16 protein-coding genes are annotated in these 18,672 nt (G+C 43.2%); 8 read left to right on the top strand and 8 right to left on the bottom strand.

Features of this window, described 5'->3' with window-relative positions; translation table 11 throughout:
- Positions 1–82: 82 nt before the first annotated feature.
- The gene (locus P0G38_RS07850; protein ID WP_275854943.1) at positions 83–1,882 is read right to left on the bottom strand and encodes a penicillin-binding transpeptidase domain-containing protein; all 1,800 of its coding nucleotides are present in this window, start codon (positions 1,880–1,882) and stop codon (positions 83–85) included.
- 170 nt (positions 1,883–2,052) lie between these two features.
- Here P0G38_RS07850 and P0G38_RS07845 point away from each other — a divergent pair, with 170 nt between their 5' ends.
- Positions 2,053–2,721, top strand: coding sequence for a response regulator transcription factor (locus P0G38_RS07845; RefSeq protein ID WP_201705005.1), 669 nt, complete (start codon positions 2,053–2,055; stop codon positions 2,719–2,721).
- A complete protein-coding gene (locus P0G38_RS07840; RefSeq protein ID WP_275854941.1) occupies positions 2,711–4,153 on the top strand; it encodes a sensor histidine kinase in 1,443 nt (480 codons plus the stop codon). Before P0G38_RS07845 ends, P0G38_RS07840 begins: the two co-directional genes overlap by 11 nt.
- 72 nt (positions 4,154–4,225) lie before the next feature.
- Here P0G38_RS07840 and P0G38_RS07835 read toward each other — a convergent pair whose 3' ends face one another.
- The 5 genes from P0G38_RS07835 to P0G38_RS07815 all read right to left on the bottom strand — a co-directional run bounded on the left by P0G38_RS07835 (position 4,226) and on the right by P0G38_RS07815 (position 9,183).
- Entirely contained in the window at positions 4,226–4,843 is a 618-nt protein-coding gene (locus P0G38_RS07835; RefSeq protein WP_151195096.1) for an HAD-IA family hydrolase, read from the bottom strand.
- Positions 4,844–5,059: 216 nt separating this feature from the next.
- The gene (locus tag P0G38_RS07830; protein ID WP_338070822.1) at positions 5,060–6,652 is read right to left on the bottom strand and encodes a TPM domain-containing protein; all 1,593 of its coding nucleotides are present in this window, start codon (positions 6,650–6,652) and stop codon (positions 5,060–5,062) included.
- Between the two features lie 140 nt (positions 6,653–6,792).
- The gene (locus tag P0G38_RS07825) at positions 6,793–8,142 is read right to left on the bottom strand and encodes a PFL family protein (RefSeq protein ID WP_005230144.1); all 1,350 of its coding nucleotides are present in this window, start codon (positions 8,140–8,142) and stop codon (positions 6,793–6,795) included.
- 8 nt (positions 8,143–8,150) lie between these two features.
- Positions 8,151–8,417 (bottom strand): ACT domain-containing protein, encoded by a 267-nt coding sequence (locus tag P0G38_RS07820; RefSeq protein WP_005230142.1) that lies wholly within the window; start codon positions 8,415–8,417, stop codon positions 8,151–8,153.
- Between the two features lie 103 nt (positions 8,418–8,520).
- The gene (locus tag P0G38_RS07815; protein WP_275854934.1) at positions 8,521–9,183 is read right to left on the bottom strand and encodes a 2,3-bisphosphoglycerate-dependent phosphoglycerate mutase; all 663 of its coding nucleotides are present in this window, start codon (positions 9,181–9,183) and stop codon (positions 8,521–8,523) included.
- Positions 9,184–9,598: 415 nt separating this feature from the next.
- Here P0G38_RS07815 and P0G38_RS07810 point away from each other — a divergent pair, with 415 nt between their 5' ends.
- The 3 genes from P0G38_RS07810 to P0G38_RS07800 are packed head-to-tail and all read left to right on the top strand — an operon-like array spanning position 9,599 to position 12,967.
- Positions 9,599–11,080, top strand: a complete 1,482-nt coding sequence (locus P0G38_RS07810; protein ID WP_005230136.1) for an ABC transporter substrate-binding protein/permease — start codon at positions 9,599–9,601, stop codon at positions 11,078–11,080.
- Positions 11,073–11,795: an amino acid ABC transporter ATP-binding protein gene (locus P0G38_RS07805; protein WP_005230134.1), complete on the top strand. Its 723-nt coding sequence runs from the start codon at positions 11,073–11,075 to the stop codon at positions 11,793–11,795. Before P0G38_RS07810 ends, P0G38_RS07805 begins: the two co-directional genes overlap by 8 nt.
- Positions 11,796–11,812: 17 nt before the next feature.
- Positions 11,813–12,967 (top strand): pyridoxal phosphate-dependent aminotransferase, encoded by a 1,155-nt coding sequence (locus P0G38_RS07800; protein ID WP_074535255.1) that lies wholly within the window; start codon positions 11,813–11,815, stop codon positions 12,965–12,967.
- A gap of 133 nt (positions 12,968–13,100) precedes the next feature.
- On the opposite strand, the gene P0G38_RS07795 is transcribed toward P0G38_RS07800, so the two are convergent.
- Both P0G38_RS07795 and P0G38_RS07790 read right to left on the bottom strand, forming a co-directional pair.
- A complete protein-coding gene (locus tag P0G38_RS07795; RefSeq protein WP_005230129.1) occupies positions 13,101–13,808 on the bottom strand; it encodes a DUF4811 domain-containing protein in 708 nt (235 codons plus the stop codon).
- Positions 13,805–15,283 carry an MDR family MFS transporter gene (locus P0G38_RS07790; RefSeq protein ID WP_010749631.1) on the bottom strand — a complete coding sequence of 493 codons (1,479 nt, stop codon included), beginning with the start codon at positions 15,281–15,283 and terminating at the stop codon, positions 13,805–13,807. The genes P0G38_RS07795 and P0G38_RS07790 overlap by 4 nt, the downstream gene beginning before the upstream one ends.
- Before the next feature lie 137 nt (positions 15,284–15,420).
- Here P0G38_RS07790 and P0G38_RS07785 point away from each other — a divergent pair, with 137 nt between their 5' ends.
- The 3 genes from P0G38_RS07785 (at position 15,421) to spxB (ending at position 18,640) form a co-directional block, all read left to right on the top strand.
- Positions 15,421–15,906 (top strand): MerR family transcriptional regulator, encoded by a 486-nt coding sequence (locus tag P0G38_RS07785; protein WP_005230125.1) that lies wholly within the window; start codon positions 15,421–15,423, stop codon positions 15,904–15,906.
- Positions 15,907–16,086: 180 nt separating this feature from the next.
- Positions 16,087–16,779, top strand: coding sequence for an N-acetylmannosamine-6-phosphate 2-epimerase (locus P0G38_RS07780; RefSeq protein ID WP_074535254.1), 693 nt, complete (start codon positions 16,087–16,089; stop codon positions 16,777–16,779).
- Between the two features lie 127 nt (positions 16,780–16,906).
- A complete protein-coding gene (gene spxB, locus P0G38_RS07775) occupies positions 16,907–18,640 on the top strand; it encodes a pyruvate oxidase (protein WP_074535253.1) in 1,734 nt (577 codons plus the stop codon).
- Positions 18,641–18,672 lie beyond the last annotated feature (32 nt).

Raw genomic sequence — 18,672 nt, 5'->3', positions numbered from 1 at the left:
ATTCCTGTGGAAAATTGACCAGCTGCAGCATGAAACTTCTTAGATGGTCTATGTCTTTTTAAGCTCCTGTTAAGAAACTTTTTTACTCACGAAAACTTTGCAGCGCCATCGAACGCTCCATCAAAGGATTGGCGATTTTAGCTAAGGTATGACGATCGTATTCTTCTGGTCGCTTGATAGTGAGGTAAAGAATAAACTGTGGATCATCCGTTGGATAGATCGAGACCGCCGAATAAATATAATCAAACTCTCCTGTCATGTAACCTTGACCATTCTCATTGGCGATCTGAGCAGTCCCAGTTTTGACAGAAATCTCATGGTTCGTCAGTTGGTATACATCATAAGCGGTTCCATAGCGTTCATCCGTCACTACATCGGTCATGTATTCCAATACAGCATCAGCCGCTGTTTGTGAAATAGGCTGAGAAACGACTTCTGGAAAAACTTGGGTCTCTTCTCCCACTTGCCGAATCAATTGTGGACGAATCATCTCGCCACCATTGGCAAATGCGCTAAATAACTGCATCATCTGCATCTGATTGACCCCAATCGCATGGCCATAAGAACTCATGGCATAATCCACCCGATTTCTTGAAGGTAAGATACCAGGCACCTCACCGGGAAGCTCACTTCCTGTAACTTTCCCTAGTCCAAAATCAGTTAAATACTGCGCCCATGCATCAAAACCGATCCGTTGCTGAAGTCGAACCATCCCAGTGTTGCTTGACCAAGCTAACGCTTGCCGCATCGTCAACTCACCATTTCCTCCTGAGTCGTGGTCGTTGATGACTCGATCTTCAATCTGCATACTCACAGGATTGTAGCGTTCCGTCGGATCAAAAACACCTTCATCAATCGCTGCCGCAACGGTTGCCAGCTTCAAGGTCGAACCTGGTTCATACATTTCTTCCGTAAAAAGATTACGCCAAATAAAGTGCTCATCCGCAATTCCTTCTTGGGTCTCTGGATGAAAACTAGGTCTTTGAGCCATCGTTAAAATCTCTCCAGTTTTCGCATCCATTAATAAAGCCGTCAGATTCTCTGGTCGTGTTTGTTCCATAACTTCATCCATCACTGATTCAGTGAATAACTGCAGATGAGCATCTAATGTCGTCCAAACATCGTTCCCATCTACGCCTTCTTCTACCATTTGATTGGTTGCAGGAACAGGATTCCCTGAAGCATTGACTTGAAAAGACTCTCGCCCATTTTGATTCTTCAAAAAGTCGTTCAGTACATATTCTAATCCAGAAACTCCGACTCGAATCTCTTCATCATCTGACGTTGTCCCTATCAAATGTGAAGAAAAGATGCCATTCGGATAGCTGCGACTTGAACGAGCATCGAAATAGATACCGTTGATTCCAGCTGCATCAAACGCCGCTTCGATTTGATTTCGAGTAGTCACACTTAGACCACTGCCAACATTGCCAAATTCCACTTGAAAGACAGGCGGATCTGTTTGATTCGCACCATCTGACAAGATTGACAAAACTTGCTCGTTAGAAATAGGTAAATACTCCGAAAGAATCGCTGCGGTCTCCTCAAAGCGCGCTCTGTCTAGATACATGGGTCGTCCATTATCAATGTAATCTTCAGAAAGAACCGCTCGAACAGTATAGGAAAGAATATCCTGTGCGATCACTGTCCCCTGCCGATCAAAAATCGCCCCTCGACTTGTTTCGATCGATCGTGAACTATAATACAAATTTTCTATTCTTTCAGACAAAGAGACGCCTGCGATCACGCCGACTTGAACAATGTAAATCAAACGTGCAGAAAACCCCATAAAAAGCGCAAGACTGATTATGTATAACCAATGACCGACTAGCTTACGATTTTTCTTCGCTTTTTTCTTTTTGACTATATGATAGTCATACATCGCCAAAGCGCCCCTTTCGATCGAATATACCTCTATAGTATTGGGTATTTGTGATGATCTTGTGAGGGAAAGAACAATTATTTTTCAAAGAGTCATTTTCCTATTAATTCAGCGATTATGCTGTGATATACTTTAAAAAATATAAATTATTTTTAAGGATGTGAATAAAATTGCAAAAAATATTGATTGTCGATGATGACACCCATATGCGTGCCCTGGTGAAAACTTATGCGGAGATCGAAGGTTATCTATGTTTTGAGGCAGCGGATGGAAAAGAAACATTGGAAAAATTAACCAATCATTCATTCGATTTGATCCTCCTAGATGTCATGATGCCGGGAAAAGATGGCTTTCAGACGCTTTCGGAAATCAGAGGTAGCTGTAACACGCCAGTCATCATGATTACCGCTCGAAAGGAAGAGTATGACAAACTCTTTGGCTTCAATCTTGGTGCCGATGATTATATTGCCAAGCCATTTAGCCCTAAAGAGCTGATGGCTCGCATCAAAGCTGTGTTGAAACGAAGCAATCAGTTTCAGTTCGAAAAGATCGTTTTTGGCGATCTCGAAGTCAATGTTTTTTCTCATACTGTAACGATCAAAGGGAATCCTCTGCCGCTTACGCCAAAAGAATTCGATCTGCTGGTCTATTTGACAAAAAATAATCATATTGCTTTGAGCCGAGAATCAATTTTAGAAGGTGTCTGGGGCTTCGATTATTTCGGTGATACCAGAACAGTGGATACACACATCAAGTCCTTGCGAGAGCGTCTAGGGGATTACCGAGAGTTGATCCAAACGGTTTGGGGCGTTGGGTATAAATTTGATTATGAAGACTAGTCGGTTAGGTTTTACTTACATCAAAAGTAAATTACTCGTGCGGCTTTGGTCCGCCAATATGCTGCTGGTCATCATTGGCATCGCTTTTTTGTGGACTGTTCAAATCTTGCTCTTTGAACCAAATTATATCAATGTAACGAAAGAATCACTTTTAGAAACAGTTCAGGAAACAGCTGCCGCTATTGAAGAAATGGCAGTAGATCCAGATGATTTACCAAAAGAGCCATTACTTTTCCTCAGTAAAACGATCGTTGGGACTCTTTTCTTAGTCGACGAGGATGGCGAAATTCTGGCAGCATTTAACAATGGACAACAATTAAACATAGATGGGTTGAGCAACGAATACAACTGGTTGTTATCTCATGCACCCACTGTCCTTGATGGTGAGAGTCTGAGTGCTGTAGAATACTTTGAAAAGTCTTCTGCCATTCTTATTGGCGTTCCTACCACTCTTTTCCAACGCCCAGCTGCCCTTTTGCTCTCCAATACGATCACTCAAATCGAAGCGCTTCAAAGCTTGAATCGACAGCAACTCTTTCTATTCACCATCATATTAACTATTTTTGCGTCAACGATCTCCTTTTTTTTAGCACAGCATTTTATTCGCCCGATCAAAACCATCAAAGAAGCCATCATCCGCTTAACCAACGGCGAGCTTTATTCCGTACCCAAACTTAACCGTAGTGATGAATTAGGTACACTTTCTGAATCGGTTGCGGACTTAAGCACAGAACTTCAGCGAGTAGACGTCTTGCGCAAAGAAGTGATTGCCAATGTTTCTCATGAACTACGCTCCCCCCTCGCGTTGATCACTGGCTATGGGGAGATGGTACGTGATGTATCTGGAAGCGACGAACGCCTTCGAAAAGAACATATGGACCTAATTATCAGCGAAGCCCACCGCATGAGTGCTATGGTCGATGACATCATGGATTTCTCTATCATGCAAGCAGGCTACACACAACTTAAAAATGAAATCTGGAATACATACGAGGTCGTTTCCTCCGTCGTTGCTTACGCAAGAGGGATCGCCAATCAATATGACATCACTGTCGATTTTGAAGCAGATCGTACGAATGGAAATGCTCTCTTTGATCGCATCAAAATGGAACAAGTTTTGCGTAATTTAATAAACAATGGCATCAACCATACACCTAAAAATGAACGACTCTTAATCAAATTAACGAATACATCTGCAGGAACAAAAGTTGCTGTCATCAATCCTGGAAAAGATATCCCTCCAGAACAACTCGAACTTATTTGGGAAAGATACCAACGCGTCCAACATCAAGCAGGACATAAAGAAGGAACCGGCATCGGCTTAGCGATCGTGAAAACCATTTTGACTTCTCATGCCTTCGAATATGGTGCTGAGTCGAAAAATGGTGTGACCTGTTTTTGGTTTGTTGTGCCGAGACTAGAAGATCAATGAGAACTACGTTTATACCGTTCATCATGAGTACTGAATGACTTACTTTCTATGCACAAAAAAAGCCTTGATTTCTCAAGACTTAATGATTTCTTGTATTTCAGCCATTGATTGGACGGTATGGTCGGCAGATACATCTTTTAAGAGACCTTCTATATCATAAAATATCGTCTTGACACCTGCTCCTTGTCCTGCAAAAACATCCATCGTGCGATCGCCGATCATGACAGTCTGATCTTTGTCTAGTTGATACTTTTCAACAAGATAAATCAATGAAGTTGGATCCGGTTTGCGGGGGAAGTTGTTTTCTGGGCCAACGATCTCAACGATCAGGTCTGCCATCTGTTCTCTTTCTAACAACTCTTTCGTTGAGACGACATCGCGGTGGGTCAAAATGTAGTTCTCGCCACCAGCAGCAACCACGGCTTCTAATGTTTCTTTGGTTCCTGCAAAGGAAAGCGGCAAACGATCATCCAGCGCTTCATTTGCTTTGAATGCTTTAGTGAACTCTTGAAAATCTAAGTTGTATTTTTCAGCAACTTTTTTGGAAGATGAATCTTTCAGTATATAATAAATCTCCGCTGGATCTGGATCGAAGCCATACTCCTTCAATGTCTTGATAAAAGCTTTTAACATGATTGGGTAGCTGTCGTAAAGTGTTCCGTCAAAATCCCATATGTAAGATTGGTACATGATATCCCTCGTTTTCTCCCTTTTTCAAATGAATGAAAGTTCCATTCATTTTCAGTAACTCTAAAAAGTTTACCACACTTTGTTTGGTTTGTCTTATTTATCAAGGGATTTCCTCTACAAGAAAAAACGCCATTGACCATACAATCCTTCCGCTTGCACAAACCCACATGCAAGCGAATGTATTGCAGAACAATGAACGTTTCTCACTACGAAAAATTACCAGCTACCAGAAACACCGCCACCGCTGCTGCTTCCTCCGCTAAAACCGCCAAAATCATTCGAAGAACTTTGCGTATCGGCAATGACTTGTTCTTGATGGGTCACATGATTATTCATCATCACAAAAAACAACGCCATATTCATACCATGGGGGTCATACTCTTGGCGAGCATTATTCAAAACGGCTGCTCGATCAGAAGCATCAAATGAGGATAATTTGTTCGCTAAATCTGGGTGATTTTGATAAACCTGTTTCAAGTCAACTTGGAACAAAGCATCTGTTTTCACTTCCGCTAGAACATTAGAAACTTCTTTTGGAATGGCTTGTACCATCTCAGGATAGGTCGCTTTTTCCGTCACAAGTTGAGCTAAGTATCGCCCTTGCTCATTGCGTCTTCTGATCTCTTCTTTGGCTTGCTTGGCTATTTCTGCTCGATAAGCATCTGCTAAAGGCAGATTTTCGGGTAACACCGCATCAGTCAAATCGTAGTCTGCCATCCGTTCAGACACTTCCCTGCCTAATTGGGCTTCATAGGTTTTTAAGGTGTCATGTTGTGTAAGGATCACCTGACCGAAATGTTTGACCGTGGTTTGTTTCTTCATCAGCAAGTTTGAAAAATAGGCGCCAATTGCTGGATTCGTCAAGCCGTGTTGGATGACTCGTTTATCCGCTGTCGACAATCCAGTGACCGAAGTCAATTTCGCTGGCACATAAGTCCTCGTCACATACTGCGTAAATGCTTGTTGACAATCTTTTGCTGTCTGATACTGATGGTAACGCTGATAGTTCTTTCTATTGCTAGCCCATTTCAAGAAATCTTTCTGTTGGAAGTGACTATCTTCTAACAGATGTTTCGGCAATGGCAGGTGCTCTTCAAAACGCCGTTTGGTTTTAAGATGGTGAAAACTGATGAACCCGACAAGGCCTGCAGCTGCTGCCGCTACGACACCACTGACGATTTTACCAATAGTGAACCACATCTGCTTAGTGGCTTCTGCTTCTTGTGCCTGTTTTTCTGCTAACATTTGCTTGCCATCTTGATAGATCGTCTCTAAACCAATCGTTTCATCCGCTTCTTTCATTCGCTGATAGACTTCATTAGAAGCTGCCAATATCGCTGTATCATAATCTTCATCTCGTAATGCGTCTTTGGCATCTTCATCCACTAAATCATCTTCCGATAGCTCACTGAAGACATAGGATAGTCCATCGCCATAACCCAGACGAAATTCACGATCGTCAATGGCAAAGAGAAACAATAGTCCATTATTGTCCTCTGGATTTCCTAAACCATACTCATTGAACAGTTCCAAATTACGCTCTTCAATCGATTGCCCATCTAAAGAAGGGATCGTGATCACAGCATATTCTGGTGCTCCAGTCAATGATTGAAAGCCCTCTTTATTCAAAGTATCGATTTGTTTGATCGTCTCTTGTGAAAGGACTCCGGCATCATCACGAACAAATGTCTGTCCAAAGGCAATTGATGGTTGAAGGACAAAAAATCCCATCAAACCAACAAAAACCAACATCCCAAGTTGGAAGATTTTCTTCATTTTACCACCCCTTTTCATCGTGTTATCTTTCATTGTATTCGATTTCAAATGATAAAACATCCGCCTTAAGCATGAAAAAAATAGTTACATGACTAAAAAACCTTTAAAAGACAGCATTTTGGTCGGTCTTTTAAAGGTCATTTTATCATATTTTCCTATTAAAGGAGTACAAATTAATTTTTGAATGAATGGATCGGAGCGGGAATACGTCCCCCACGTAAAATGAAATCAGTAGACTGCGCAGGATTGGTTTTCATCACTGGTGCCGTCCCTAATAATCCACCAAATTCAATGCGGTCGCCGATTTTTTTGTCTTTCGCTGGAATGATTCGGACAGCTGTCGTCTTGTGGTTGATGACGCCGATCGCTGCTTCATCCGCAATCATTGCGGCGATCGTCTCAGCAGAAGTATCTCCTGGAATCGCAATCATATCCAAACCGACAGAACAGATCGCCGTCATGGCTTCAAGTTTTTCTAAATTCAATAAACCAGCTTCTACAGCCTTGATCATCCCTGCGTCTTCAGAAACGGGGATAAAGGCACCCGACAGACCTCCAACATGGTTACATGCCATTACGCCGCCTTTTTTTACTGCATCATTTAACAAGGCCAAAGCCGCCGTCGTTCCGTGGGTACCGACAGATTCTAGACCCATTTCTTCTAAAATCAATGCCACACTATCGCCGACTGCAGGAGTTGGCGCCAGCGAAAGATCGACGATCCCGAATGGAACGCCCAAGCGCTCTGAAGCCACGCGCCCGACCAATTGCCCCATCCGCGTGATCTTGAAAGCTGTTTTTTTGACTGTTTCCGCCACGACATCAAAGGACTCGCCTTTGACTTTTTCCAAGGCACGTTTGACGACACCAGGTCCGCTGACACCAACGTTGATTTCCACATCAGCTTCACCGACCCCATGAAAAGCACCCGCCATAAAGGGATTGTCTTCCACTGCATTCGCAAAGACGACGAGCTTCGCACAGCCCATATCTGATGCCTCAGCCGTCTTCTTGACTGTTTCTCCCATCAGACGTACTGCATCCATGTTGATCCCAGCTTTCGTTGATCCAATATTGACCGACGAACAGACAAAATTGGTTTGAGCCAAGGCTTCTGGAATCGATTCGATCAATGCAAGGTCGCCGCCTTGATAGCCTTTTTCTACTAGTGCGCTATAGCCGCCGATGAAATTTACTCCGACTTCTTGCGCCGCTCGATCCAAGGTCTTCGCAACTTTGATACAGTCTGCGGGTGTCGGCTGGCAAGCTGCCACTACGATCGCTACAGGGGTAACCGAAATCCGCTTGTTAATGATCGGAATGCCATATTCACTTTCGATCTCTTCGCCGACTTTGACAAGATCTTTCGCTTTTGTTGTAATTTTTTGAAAAATTTTCTCACAGGTACGATCAATGTCGGCGTCAATACAATCCAATAATGAGATCCCCATTGTGATGGTACGAATATCTAAGTTTTCTTCTTCCACCATGCGAATGGTTTCAAGTATTTGATTTGTCTCCATAGTGCCTCCTATAATTTGTGCATGGTATCAAAAATCTCTTGATTTTGAATGCTGATTTTTACACCTAATGTACGACCAATTTGGTGAAGCTCCTCACGAACACCATCAAAATCCTGATTGGCATCCATGTTTAAAAGCATCATCATCGTGAAGTAATCTTCCATGATCGTTTGGGACACATCTAAAATATTGATTTCTAATTCTGCTAATTTCTGGCTAACACCAGCAATGATCCCAACCTTGTCTTTTCCAATAACGGTTAATACGGCTTTCATATCCTCCCGCCTTTCATAAAATTTTTCTTATTATAGCACAACAAAACCACATTTTCGATGTAACATCAAACGAAATTGTGGTTTATTCTTTAAATGTTCGTTATTACGCACGTTCAATCCTATTTGCTTGGCTATCAAACTCATAAATGATCGGCTGTGCGTTAGGAATATCGATCGTATCCATGGCATCTTTTGGCACGTCTTCCAAGTATTTGACTAACGCCCGCAAGCTGTTCCCATGACCAGTAATGAGAATATTCTTATGATCTTTAAGTAACGGAACCACCTGGTCTTGCCAAAATGGGACTACTCGCGCCACCACCATCCCCAGATTTTCTCCCTTAGGTATCAAGCGAGGGTCTAAAGAATCATAGCGTCGGTCTAAATCATTTTCCTCCACATATAAAGGCGGTTCATCATATCCACGTCGCCATTTTTGCACCTGTTCTTTTCCATACTTTGCCACCATCTCATCTTTATTGACCCCTACTAATTGGCCATAATGACGTTCATTTAGGCGCCATGTTTTTTTCACAGGGACCCAAAGCTGATCGCTGGCTTCCAGAACGGCATCGCAGGTGATGATCGTTCGCTGCAGCACAGATGCAAAGGCAAAATCAAAGGAAATCCCTAATTCTTTGATCTGTTCCCCCGCATCCCAAGCTTGTTGTCGGCCTTTTTCGGTCAGAGAAACATCTAGCCAGCCTGTCCAGTAATTTTCAAAATTTGCTTCGCTTTCACCATGTCGAATCAATACGACCTTCACTCTATCGCCTCCTCTTCTCTTTTATTATCGCAAGAAATCCAAAAAATGTCTTATGTTTCGTTTTTGCCGCTTTGTTTCAGACAACTTTTTATTTTGTCATTGCAGATCCTGTTTCTCGTTTAAGCGAAGCTGCTTTCTTTCTTCACTATCCGTTATTTTCTAAGCATCCTTTCAAATAGATGTGTATAGAAAATGGCTGCTGTTCCTTCTCCACTTTGTTCTTCCTTGGATTGCAAATAATTTGAATAAATGGTTTTACGCTCTACAACAATTTTTGACTTTTTTTCTCTGACTTATTGACTTCAACTGATGTTATGCTATGATAGTTTCTATCACTTATATGTATTTTTATACATTTATTAGTTATTATTTGCATTTTTAATAGATGCACAGAAAAAGTTAAAGGGGCGTTTACATGAAAAGGTTTAGTAAGGGTACTGTTTTATTGGGGATCATCACAGCGTTGCTGCCGTTTTTCTTTGTCGGACAAGCACATGCAGAAGAAACCGATCCAATCTATGAAAAAGTCAAAGAAAATGGTGTATTGGTCGTGGGTTTATCTGCCGATTATGCACCATATGAATTCCGTGCCAATGTTGATGGAAAAAATGAAATCGTGGGGATCGATATCTCGATTGCCCAAAAAATTGCAGATGACTTAGGGGTCGATCTGAAAATTGAGGAGCTTGGGTTCGACGCGCTGTTAGGGGCTCTAAAAACGGGTAAAATCGATGTCGTCATCTCTGGGATGGCTGCTACGGATGAGCGCCGTAAAGAAGTCAATTTCACTGATACCTATATGGAAGTCCAACAGACCGTCCTGGTTCGAGCAGAAGATGCGGATCGTTTCCAATCGACGGCTGATTTTGATGGTGTAGCTGTCGGTGCACAACGACAAACCACACAAGAAGAGCTGGCAAATACAGAATTGACTGGCTCGACCGTCACCTCTTTGCAAAGGGTGCCTGATTTGATCACCAATCTAAAATCACGCAAGATCGATGCGATCGTGATGGAAGGTCCCGTCGCCGAAGCTTATGTGACGGCGAATGATACCTTGGCATTAGCCGAAAATGTCACGTTTGAAAACGGCGTGAAGGAGACCGCGATCGCCATCTCGAAAGAAGCGCCAGTTTTACTGGAAAAACTCAATTCCTCCATTGAAACTATCATTAGTAATGATCTTTTAAGCCAATACAAAGAAGATGCCTATCGATTGATGTTTACCGAAGAAGGCACGATCGATGAAGAGCAAAGCTTTTGGGAAAAATATCTGCCTTTTTACATCACTGGAACTGGCTATACGATCTTCCTAGCCTTGGTTGGGGTATTATTCGGCTCTATCGGTGGCAGCTTGTTAGCCTTTATGAAGCTTTCTAAGTCAAAAGCATTGAAAGTCATTGCCGCTGTCTATATTGAATATGTTCGGGGAACACCTTTGTTAGTACAAATATTTATTGTATACTTTGGAACAGGCGTGTTAGGCTTAGAGCTTTCGAAGTTAGCTGCTGGCTGTATTGCCTTAGCACTAAACAGTGCCGCCTATGTGGCAGAAATCATTCGTGCTGGGATCAATGCCGTCAATAAAGGACAGCTGGAAGCCGCTCGTTCATTAGGCATGAATCAGATCCAAGCGATGCGCTTCATCATTTTCCCGCAAGCCATCAAAAACATCTTGCCTGCTTTAGGAAATGAATTTGTCACGGTCATCAAAGAGTCTTCGGTCGTATCGGTAATCGGTGTGTCTGAACTGATTTTCCAAACAGGCGTCGTTCAAGGGGCCAGCTTCAAACCATTTTTACCATACGTTATCGTATCATTGATCTACTTTGTATTGACCTTCGCCCTCTCACGTCTATTGGGTGTTGCTGAAAGGAGAATGAAAACTAGTGATTAAAGTTGAAAAATTAGTGAAAACATTTGGCGAGAATACCGTCTTAAAAGAAATCGATCTTGAAGTGACACCTGGTGAAGTCGTTGTGATCATCGGACCCTCAGGAAGTGGGAAAAGTACTTTCTTACGCTGCTTGAATCTACTTGAACAGCCGACTGGTGGGAAAATCACCTTCGAAGGCAATGATTTATTGGCAAAAGGGGTGAAAATCGATCAGATTCGTCAAAAAATGGGAATGGTCTTTCAAAGCTTCAATTTATTCCCTCATAAAACGGTGTTAGAAAATCTGACTATCAGCCCGATCAAAGTCAAACAGCAAGAGCAAGCTGCTGCCGAAGAGACAGCGAAAGGATTGCTGGAGCAAGTTGGCTTAGCTGAAAAAGCGGATAGTTACCCCTCTAGCCTTTCTGGCGGGCAGCAGCAACGGGTGGCGATTGCTAGAGCGTTGGCAATGGATCCTGATGTAATGCTCTTTGACGAACCAACCTCAGCATTGGACCCAGAAATGGTTGGAGAAGTGTTGACGGTCATGCAAGCTTTGGCAGAAAAAGGCATGACGATGGTCGTCGTTACCCACGAAATGGGCTTCGCAAAAGAAGTCGCCGATCGTGTCATCTTTATGGCTGACGGTATCATTCAAGAACAAGGAACACCAGAACAGATCTTTGAGCATCCGCAAAATGCGCGGACACAGGATTTTTTAAGCAAAGTTTTATAGAAATTGGAGATGACAAAATGAACCGTCCGTTGATTGCAGAACGTTTTTTACAACCAGAAGAAAATCTTTTAATGGAGATCGCCACTCTTGCGAAGAAAACCCCAAATTTGATTGATTTGTCGATTGGTGATCCTGATTTGATTACAGATGCGACAATCATTGATGCAGCTTTTGCTGACGTCAAAGCGGGTCATACAAAATACACCGCTTCAGACGGCAGTGCTGATTTTATCCAAACCGTCGTTGATTTTTATCAAAAGCAATACCAGCTTACTTTTTCTCCTAGCCAAGTACGAGGAACTGTCGGTGCATTGCATGGCATGTACTTAGCTTTGGCTGCCATCATTGATCCCGGTGATGAAGTGATTATTCACGAACCGTACTTTTCGCCTTACAAACAACAAGTCGAACTAGTCGGTGGTGTGCCAGTCTTTATTCCGACCTTTGAAAAAGATGGCTTTCAAATCGACGTCGAGGTTTTAAAGGCCGCTATCACTGAGAAAACCCGGGCAATCATTATCAATTCACCCAACAATCCTACTGGTGCTGTTTTTTCTCCAGAAACTTTTGAAAAAATCGCAGCAGTTGCCATTGAACATGACTTACTAATCCTCTCAGATGAAGTCTATGAAGCCTTTTGCTTTGATGACACCTTTGTACCGATGGCAGCCTTCGCACCTGAGAACACCATCACATTCAGCAGTTTCTCAAAAGCCTTTGCCATGACAGGCTGGCGGATCGGTTACATGATCGCACCTGAATCGATCAATCTTACGGCAAAACTGATCAATGAGTCGATCGCCTATTCGGCACCAACTCCTTCACAACGGGCAGGTATTTACGCATTGAATCACTATGATACCCTCGTGCCGCAAGTGGTTGCTGTCTTTAAGGAACGACTGACCTACATTGAACAACGGGTTGCTGAGATCCCCTTCCTTTCCTTATCCCCAGTCAAAGGAAGCATGTATGCCTTCATCAACATTAAACAAACGGGGTTGGACTCTGTCAGCTTTGTCGAGAAATTATTAAAGGAAACCAGTGTGCTGATGATCCCTGGGAAAGCCTTTGGAGAAACGACCGGCGATGGCTATGTTCGCTTAGCTGCCACCCAATCGTTGGACTTGTTAAAAGAAGCTTTCGACCGCATTGCCGCGTGCTCATTTGACTAAAGAAAATCCCACTCACTTCTAGTGTGTGGGATTTTTTTTGGTGGTAGCCGTTTTTCAAAAGTATCACGTTCCATATAAAAAGGGACAGAAGAATCCGATTTGATTCTTCCATCCCCTGACTATCTGCTCGTTTTTACTTTTTTGCTTCTTCTAGTAATTTTGCCATCGCTTCTTTTTGATAAGCTTCTGTCAATTCAGCGATTTTTGCTTTTTGGGCTGCCTCATCCATAGTTGGATCAGCCATTAATGCAGCTTGCATTTTTTCTTGGACATAGGCTTGTCCTTGTGTTTTCATAGTGTCTGCTTGTTCTTTCGCTAAAGAAGCCAGTTTTTTTGCTTGATCCACACTCAAGACTTCCCATGAATCTGGCAATGAGAACGTATTGGTACGGCTGACATATTGGCCATCGTTATCAGCGATCCCGAACAAGAAGCGTGATAGGTCACTTTTATAAACCCAGCGCGTCGTTTTTGTTTCTAATTGAGCTGAATCAGCCCCTGTTTCCACAACATTAGTCACTTTATCAGTACCGGTTTGTTTTGGTTCCTCTTGATCAGCATCCGTTTTATATAGGTAGATTTTTTCCGTACCATCTCCTAATGGCTGATACAATAGCAAATCAAAATTCTCGTTATCGGCACTAGAAACCAGTGGGGTTGTTTTAGCAGTCGTTTCTTTTTCCATTCCAAAATGATAGGTCAAATTGGCCATCAGTGCGACGACACTTGCCACGAAGACTAGACCTAAGACCAATGATAAACCTGTTTGCAGCTTGTTTTTGGCAAAGACATTCAGTACCGCAAACCCTAACACGCTAAGAACGATCAAAAGCAAGATCATTTGTCCGCACCTCCTTCAAGAACCGTCAATCGCGGTTCTTTTTTCTTTAAGGAGAAGGCGATCAAGAATCCTAAGAAGCTAAAGACCGCTGCCACATAAAAGGCGGCATGGTAGCCAGATAAAGTCGCTTCGATTGCTTTTTCTTTGTATGCCAAAGGCGTTGCATCCAGCAAAGAATCACTTGGCAAGTTGCCCTTAGTGACGTTTGTCAAGACACTGATCAAGATAGCCGTACCAATTGAGCTGGCTACTTGACGGAACGTATTGTTTACCGCGGTACCGTGACTGATCAAATGACCAGGTAAGGCATTCATTCCTGAAGTCGTTACTGGCATCATCACCATTGAGATCCCGAACATCCGAATCCCATAAAGAATGATGATATGCAAAATCGGTGTATCTTTTGTTAAGAAAGCAAATGGTAAGGTTGCGGCAGTCAAGATAAACATCCCGGTGATAGCTAAACGTTTTGCACCATACTTATCAAAGATCGCACCAGTGATCGGCATCATGATCCCCATGATCAACGCACCTGGCAATAACATCAATCCTGAATGAAACGCTGACTCACCACGAATGTTTTGGATATACAATGGGAGAACCATTTCAGCACCGATCATCGCCATATTCGTGACCCCTGAAAGGATCGACGCCAAGGTAAAGGTCGTTGATTTGAACACGCGCAACTCTAAGAACGGATGCTCAATGTGCAATTGACGCCATGCAAAGAAAGCAATGAAAAAGACACCGGCTGCTAGAAAACCGATTACTTCCATACTGCCCCACCCTTTGTCGCCGACGCTTGAAAAGCCATAGAGCAATGTACCAAAACCAAGGGTTGATAAAATCGCTGAGAACAGATCGATTTTCGGATGCGACAATTCAATCACACTCTTCATTAGAAAGAGCGCTAAGACTAAGACTAAAACGACGATCGGAATGACCATTCCGAACAAATAGCGCCAGTCATAATGATCAATGATCCAACCAGATAACGTTGGGCCTAAGGCTGGTGCTAACCCAATAACGATTCCTGACATGCCCATGGCTGAACCGCGTTTTTCTGGTGGGAAGATCGACAACATGATATTTTGCAAAAGCGGCATCGAGATCCCTACACCGGCAGCTTGCACTAAGCGGCCAATCAATAATGTAGAAAAGTTCGGTGCAGCAAAACAAGCGATCGTTCCTGCAAGGAAGATGCTCATTGCCGTTAAGTAAAGACTTCTCGAGCTGAACTTGTTGATCAGCCATGCGGTGATCGGGATCATGATCCCATTGACCAGCAAGAAACCAGTGGTCAGCCATTGAACATCAGATGCTGAGATGTCAAAGGCATCCATCAAAGTTGGAAAAGCCGTTGTTAACAATGTTTGGTTCAAAACAGTACAAAACGTACCGATCAGCAAAACCATGACCAGTAAGGAACGGTTGTAAGGTTTGCCGTAGATATCTAAAGGACGACTCGTTGACATATTTCACACTCTTTTCAGTATATTTTTCATAAAACCTTCTTTACTTTAAATCTTTCCCTGAAATTTGTCAACCTACTTGACATAAAAGTAAAACAAGTTACAATATTAACAAATACCTTTACAAGAATGGAGTCCGTATGTCTCATCTTTTTCGAAAACTCGTTGATAATGAAAACTTGTTGGTCGGCATCAGCGAACTTAGCCAAATGTGTGATATCTCCCCTCGCCAATTGCGTTATTGGGAACAAAAAGGATTTATTCAATCGGTCCCACAAGAAGAAAATGCCCCACGAAAATACCGACTGCCCACGGTCGTCAAAGTGGAAATGATCAAAACGTTTTTAGATGAAGGCTTTACGTTGGCCAAGGCTGTTGAAAAAGCGGACAAAAAAATCAAAACCGCCCATCATATTCGCAAAGTGTTTTCTGGGGTTTTACAAAATTTAGAAGTCATCAATGAACGCTTTACGATCATCAGTCTGGGACCAGTAGATGACGAAGGAAAAATCCTCCATATCATTCACGATGAAGAAACAGAACGATTGCAATACGAAGTGCTGCCTGCTAATCAAACGATCGATTTTGAAAAGTTCAAGCAATGCACGTCAAAACAAGCAGAATAAAAAATCTGCCTAGCCTATTCGTTACGTGCAGCAAGTATCCATGACAATGATGCTTGCTGCACGTTTTTTGAATGTCTTGCCTTTGATTCAAAGAGGTGTTGATTCATTTACAAGCAAAAAACCTCATGATATAGTCGAAGGGAGAAACGAACCTTTAGTAGAATGGGAAGTGTCATATAAATGGAAAAAGAAGTCTTTACCCAACAAATCAAGGGCGGGTTGATTGTTTCTTGTCAAGCATTGCCTGGAGAACCCTTGTATACCGAAAACGGCGGTGTCATGCCCCTATTGGCAAAAGCAGCTCAAGAAGCTGGAGCTGTTGGCATCCGTGCCAATTCCGTTCGCGATATTCGCGAAATCCAAGCCGCTGTTGATCTGCCGATCATCGGAATCATCAAAAAAGACTATCCACCTGAAGAACCATTTATCACAGCGACCATCAAAGAGGTGCACGAATTAGCAGCTTTACAGATTGCGGTGATCGCTTTGGACTGCACCTTGCGCAAACGTCACGATGGCTTGACGGTCAATGCCTTTATCAAACAAATCAAAACTCTTTATCCCCATCAACTACTCATGGCAGATATCGCCACCTATGAGGAAGGCATCAATGCCTTTGAAGCGGGCGTCGATTTTGTTGGTACAACTTTGTCCGGCTATACGGCGAATAGTCCCACCATTGACGAACCAGATTATCATTTGATCCAGCAATTGGTTGCGGCAAAGGTTCCAGTGATAGCCGAAGGCAAGATCCACACCCCGAAACAAGCAAAGAAAATCCAAGATATGGGTGTGACGGGTATCGTGGTTGGTGGTGCCATCACCCGACCAAAAGAGATCGCCAGCCGATTCGTGCAAGAGCTGCGCAACTGAGTCGTTCATTTCCTAAAATAAGTCTTTCACTGCGCCTTGTGACAGAAGGCGCATTCTTTGTTGTCTTTTTGAGAAACGTTTATACTTAAAAGAGAACGAATGACAACAGAGAAAGCGAGTGAAGAAAATGACAAAAATCAATGCTGGTATAGCAATGATCAAGGTTTTTGAAGCTTGGGGCATCGACCATATCTATGGAATCCCCGGTGGCTCTTTCAACTCAACGATGGATGCTTTGTACCATGAACGGCAATCGGTCAAGTATATTCAAGTACGTCATGAAGAAGCAGGTGCGCTGGCAGCAGCGGCTGATGCCAAGCTAACGGGAAAAGTCGGTGCGGTTTTTGGTTCTGCTGGTCCGGGTGCCACCCATTTGATCAATGGCTTATATGATGCTCAAATGGATAACGTGCCCGTCGTTGCCTTGTTAGGACAAGTAGCTTCGAGCTCGATGAACTACAATGATTTTCAAGAAATGAATGAAAATCCGATGTTCGCTGATGTCAGTATCTACAATCGCACGGTCATGTCCCCTGAAAGTTTGCCCCACGTGGTGGACGAAGCCATTAAAGCAGCCTACAAATTTAAAGGAGTCGCTGTGGTAACGATCCCGGTCGATTACGGGTTTGCAGAAATCGACAAACAGGAGATTGCAACCGCAAAAAATCATAAGACAGGTGTTCTCCAGCCTGATGAAGAGGATTTACAGGCTGCCCTTCCTTATTTTGAACAAGCAAAAAAACCCGTCCTTTATATCGGACAAGGTCTCTTTGGTCATTTTGATGCCATCGATGCTTTTTCTAAGCATTTCTCGATGCCTATCGCATCTTCTGTCTTAGCCAAAGGCATCGTGCCTGATCTTTATGAAAACTTTCTTGGATTTGCTGGACGGGTGGCGACAAAACCTGCCAATGAAGCTTTGGCAGAAGCCGATCTCATCGTTTTTGTCGGCAGTGACTTCCCTTTTGGCCGCCGCTTTTTCAATCCTGGTGCCAACTTTGTCCAAGTTGATATCGACGCCTCGAAATTTGGTCGTCGTCATCAGACGGATGTCTCCGTTTTAGGAGATGGTGCGACCGCTCTTAGAAAATGGACAGAGATGGCAGCCCCTCGTCCTGCAGATGCTTGGTTAAAAGCCAATCAAGAAAACTGTCGCAATTGGCATGAATGGCGCCATCGTTTTTACCATGATTCGCAAGTTCCTTTGCGTCCTGAACCTGTCTATCGAGAAATCAACCGGATTGCAGCTCCTGATGCCCTGTTTGTCACGGATGTCGGTAATGTGACGATTCACAGTATCCGTCATTTAGAAATGACGGGTGAACAGCGTTTCACAACGTCTGGCTGGTTTGCGACAATGGGCAATGGTGTACCTGGTGGGATCGCAGCTCAATTGAGCTATCCGAATCGCCAAGTATTTACCTTTAGTGGGGATGGCGGTTTTGCGATGCAAATGCAAGACATCATCACCCAAGTGAAATATGATTTGCCAATCATCAACGTGGTCTTTTCCAATGACTCATTCGGCTTCATCGAAGCGGAGCAAGAAGATACCGAGCAAACCAAGTTCGGTGTCCAATTAGCCGGTGCTGATTTTGGTAAAGTTGGGGAAGCATTGGGTGCGAAAGGCTTCACGGTAACGAAGGAAGAAGAATTAGCATCCGTCTTTACACAAGCTAAAGAAAGCCACGGACCTGTGGTGATCGATGTCAAGATCGCTAACGAACGCCCTCTTCCTGTCGAAGAACTGAAACTTGATCCGAACCGCTTCAGCGCTGAAGAAATCGCAGCTTTTAAAGCAAAATACCAAGTCCATGATCTGCCAGCTTTGAGTGAGTTGTACGTGGATTCTCAAGAGTAAATAAAAAAGAGAGAAAGACAGAAATCCTGTCC

Origin of the sequence: Enterococcus casseliflavus (assembly GCF_029215545.1) — a bacterium.
GTDB lineage: Bacteria > Bacillota > Bacilli > Lactobacillales > Enterococcaceae > Enterococcus_D > Enterococcus_D casseliflavus.
This window is presented reverse-complemented; position numbering and strand designations above follow the sequence as displayed.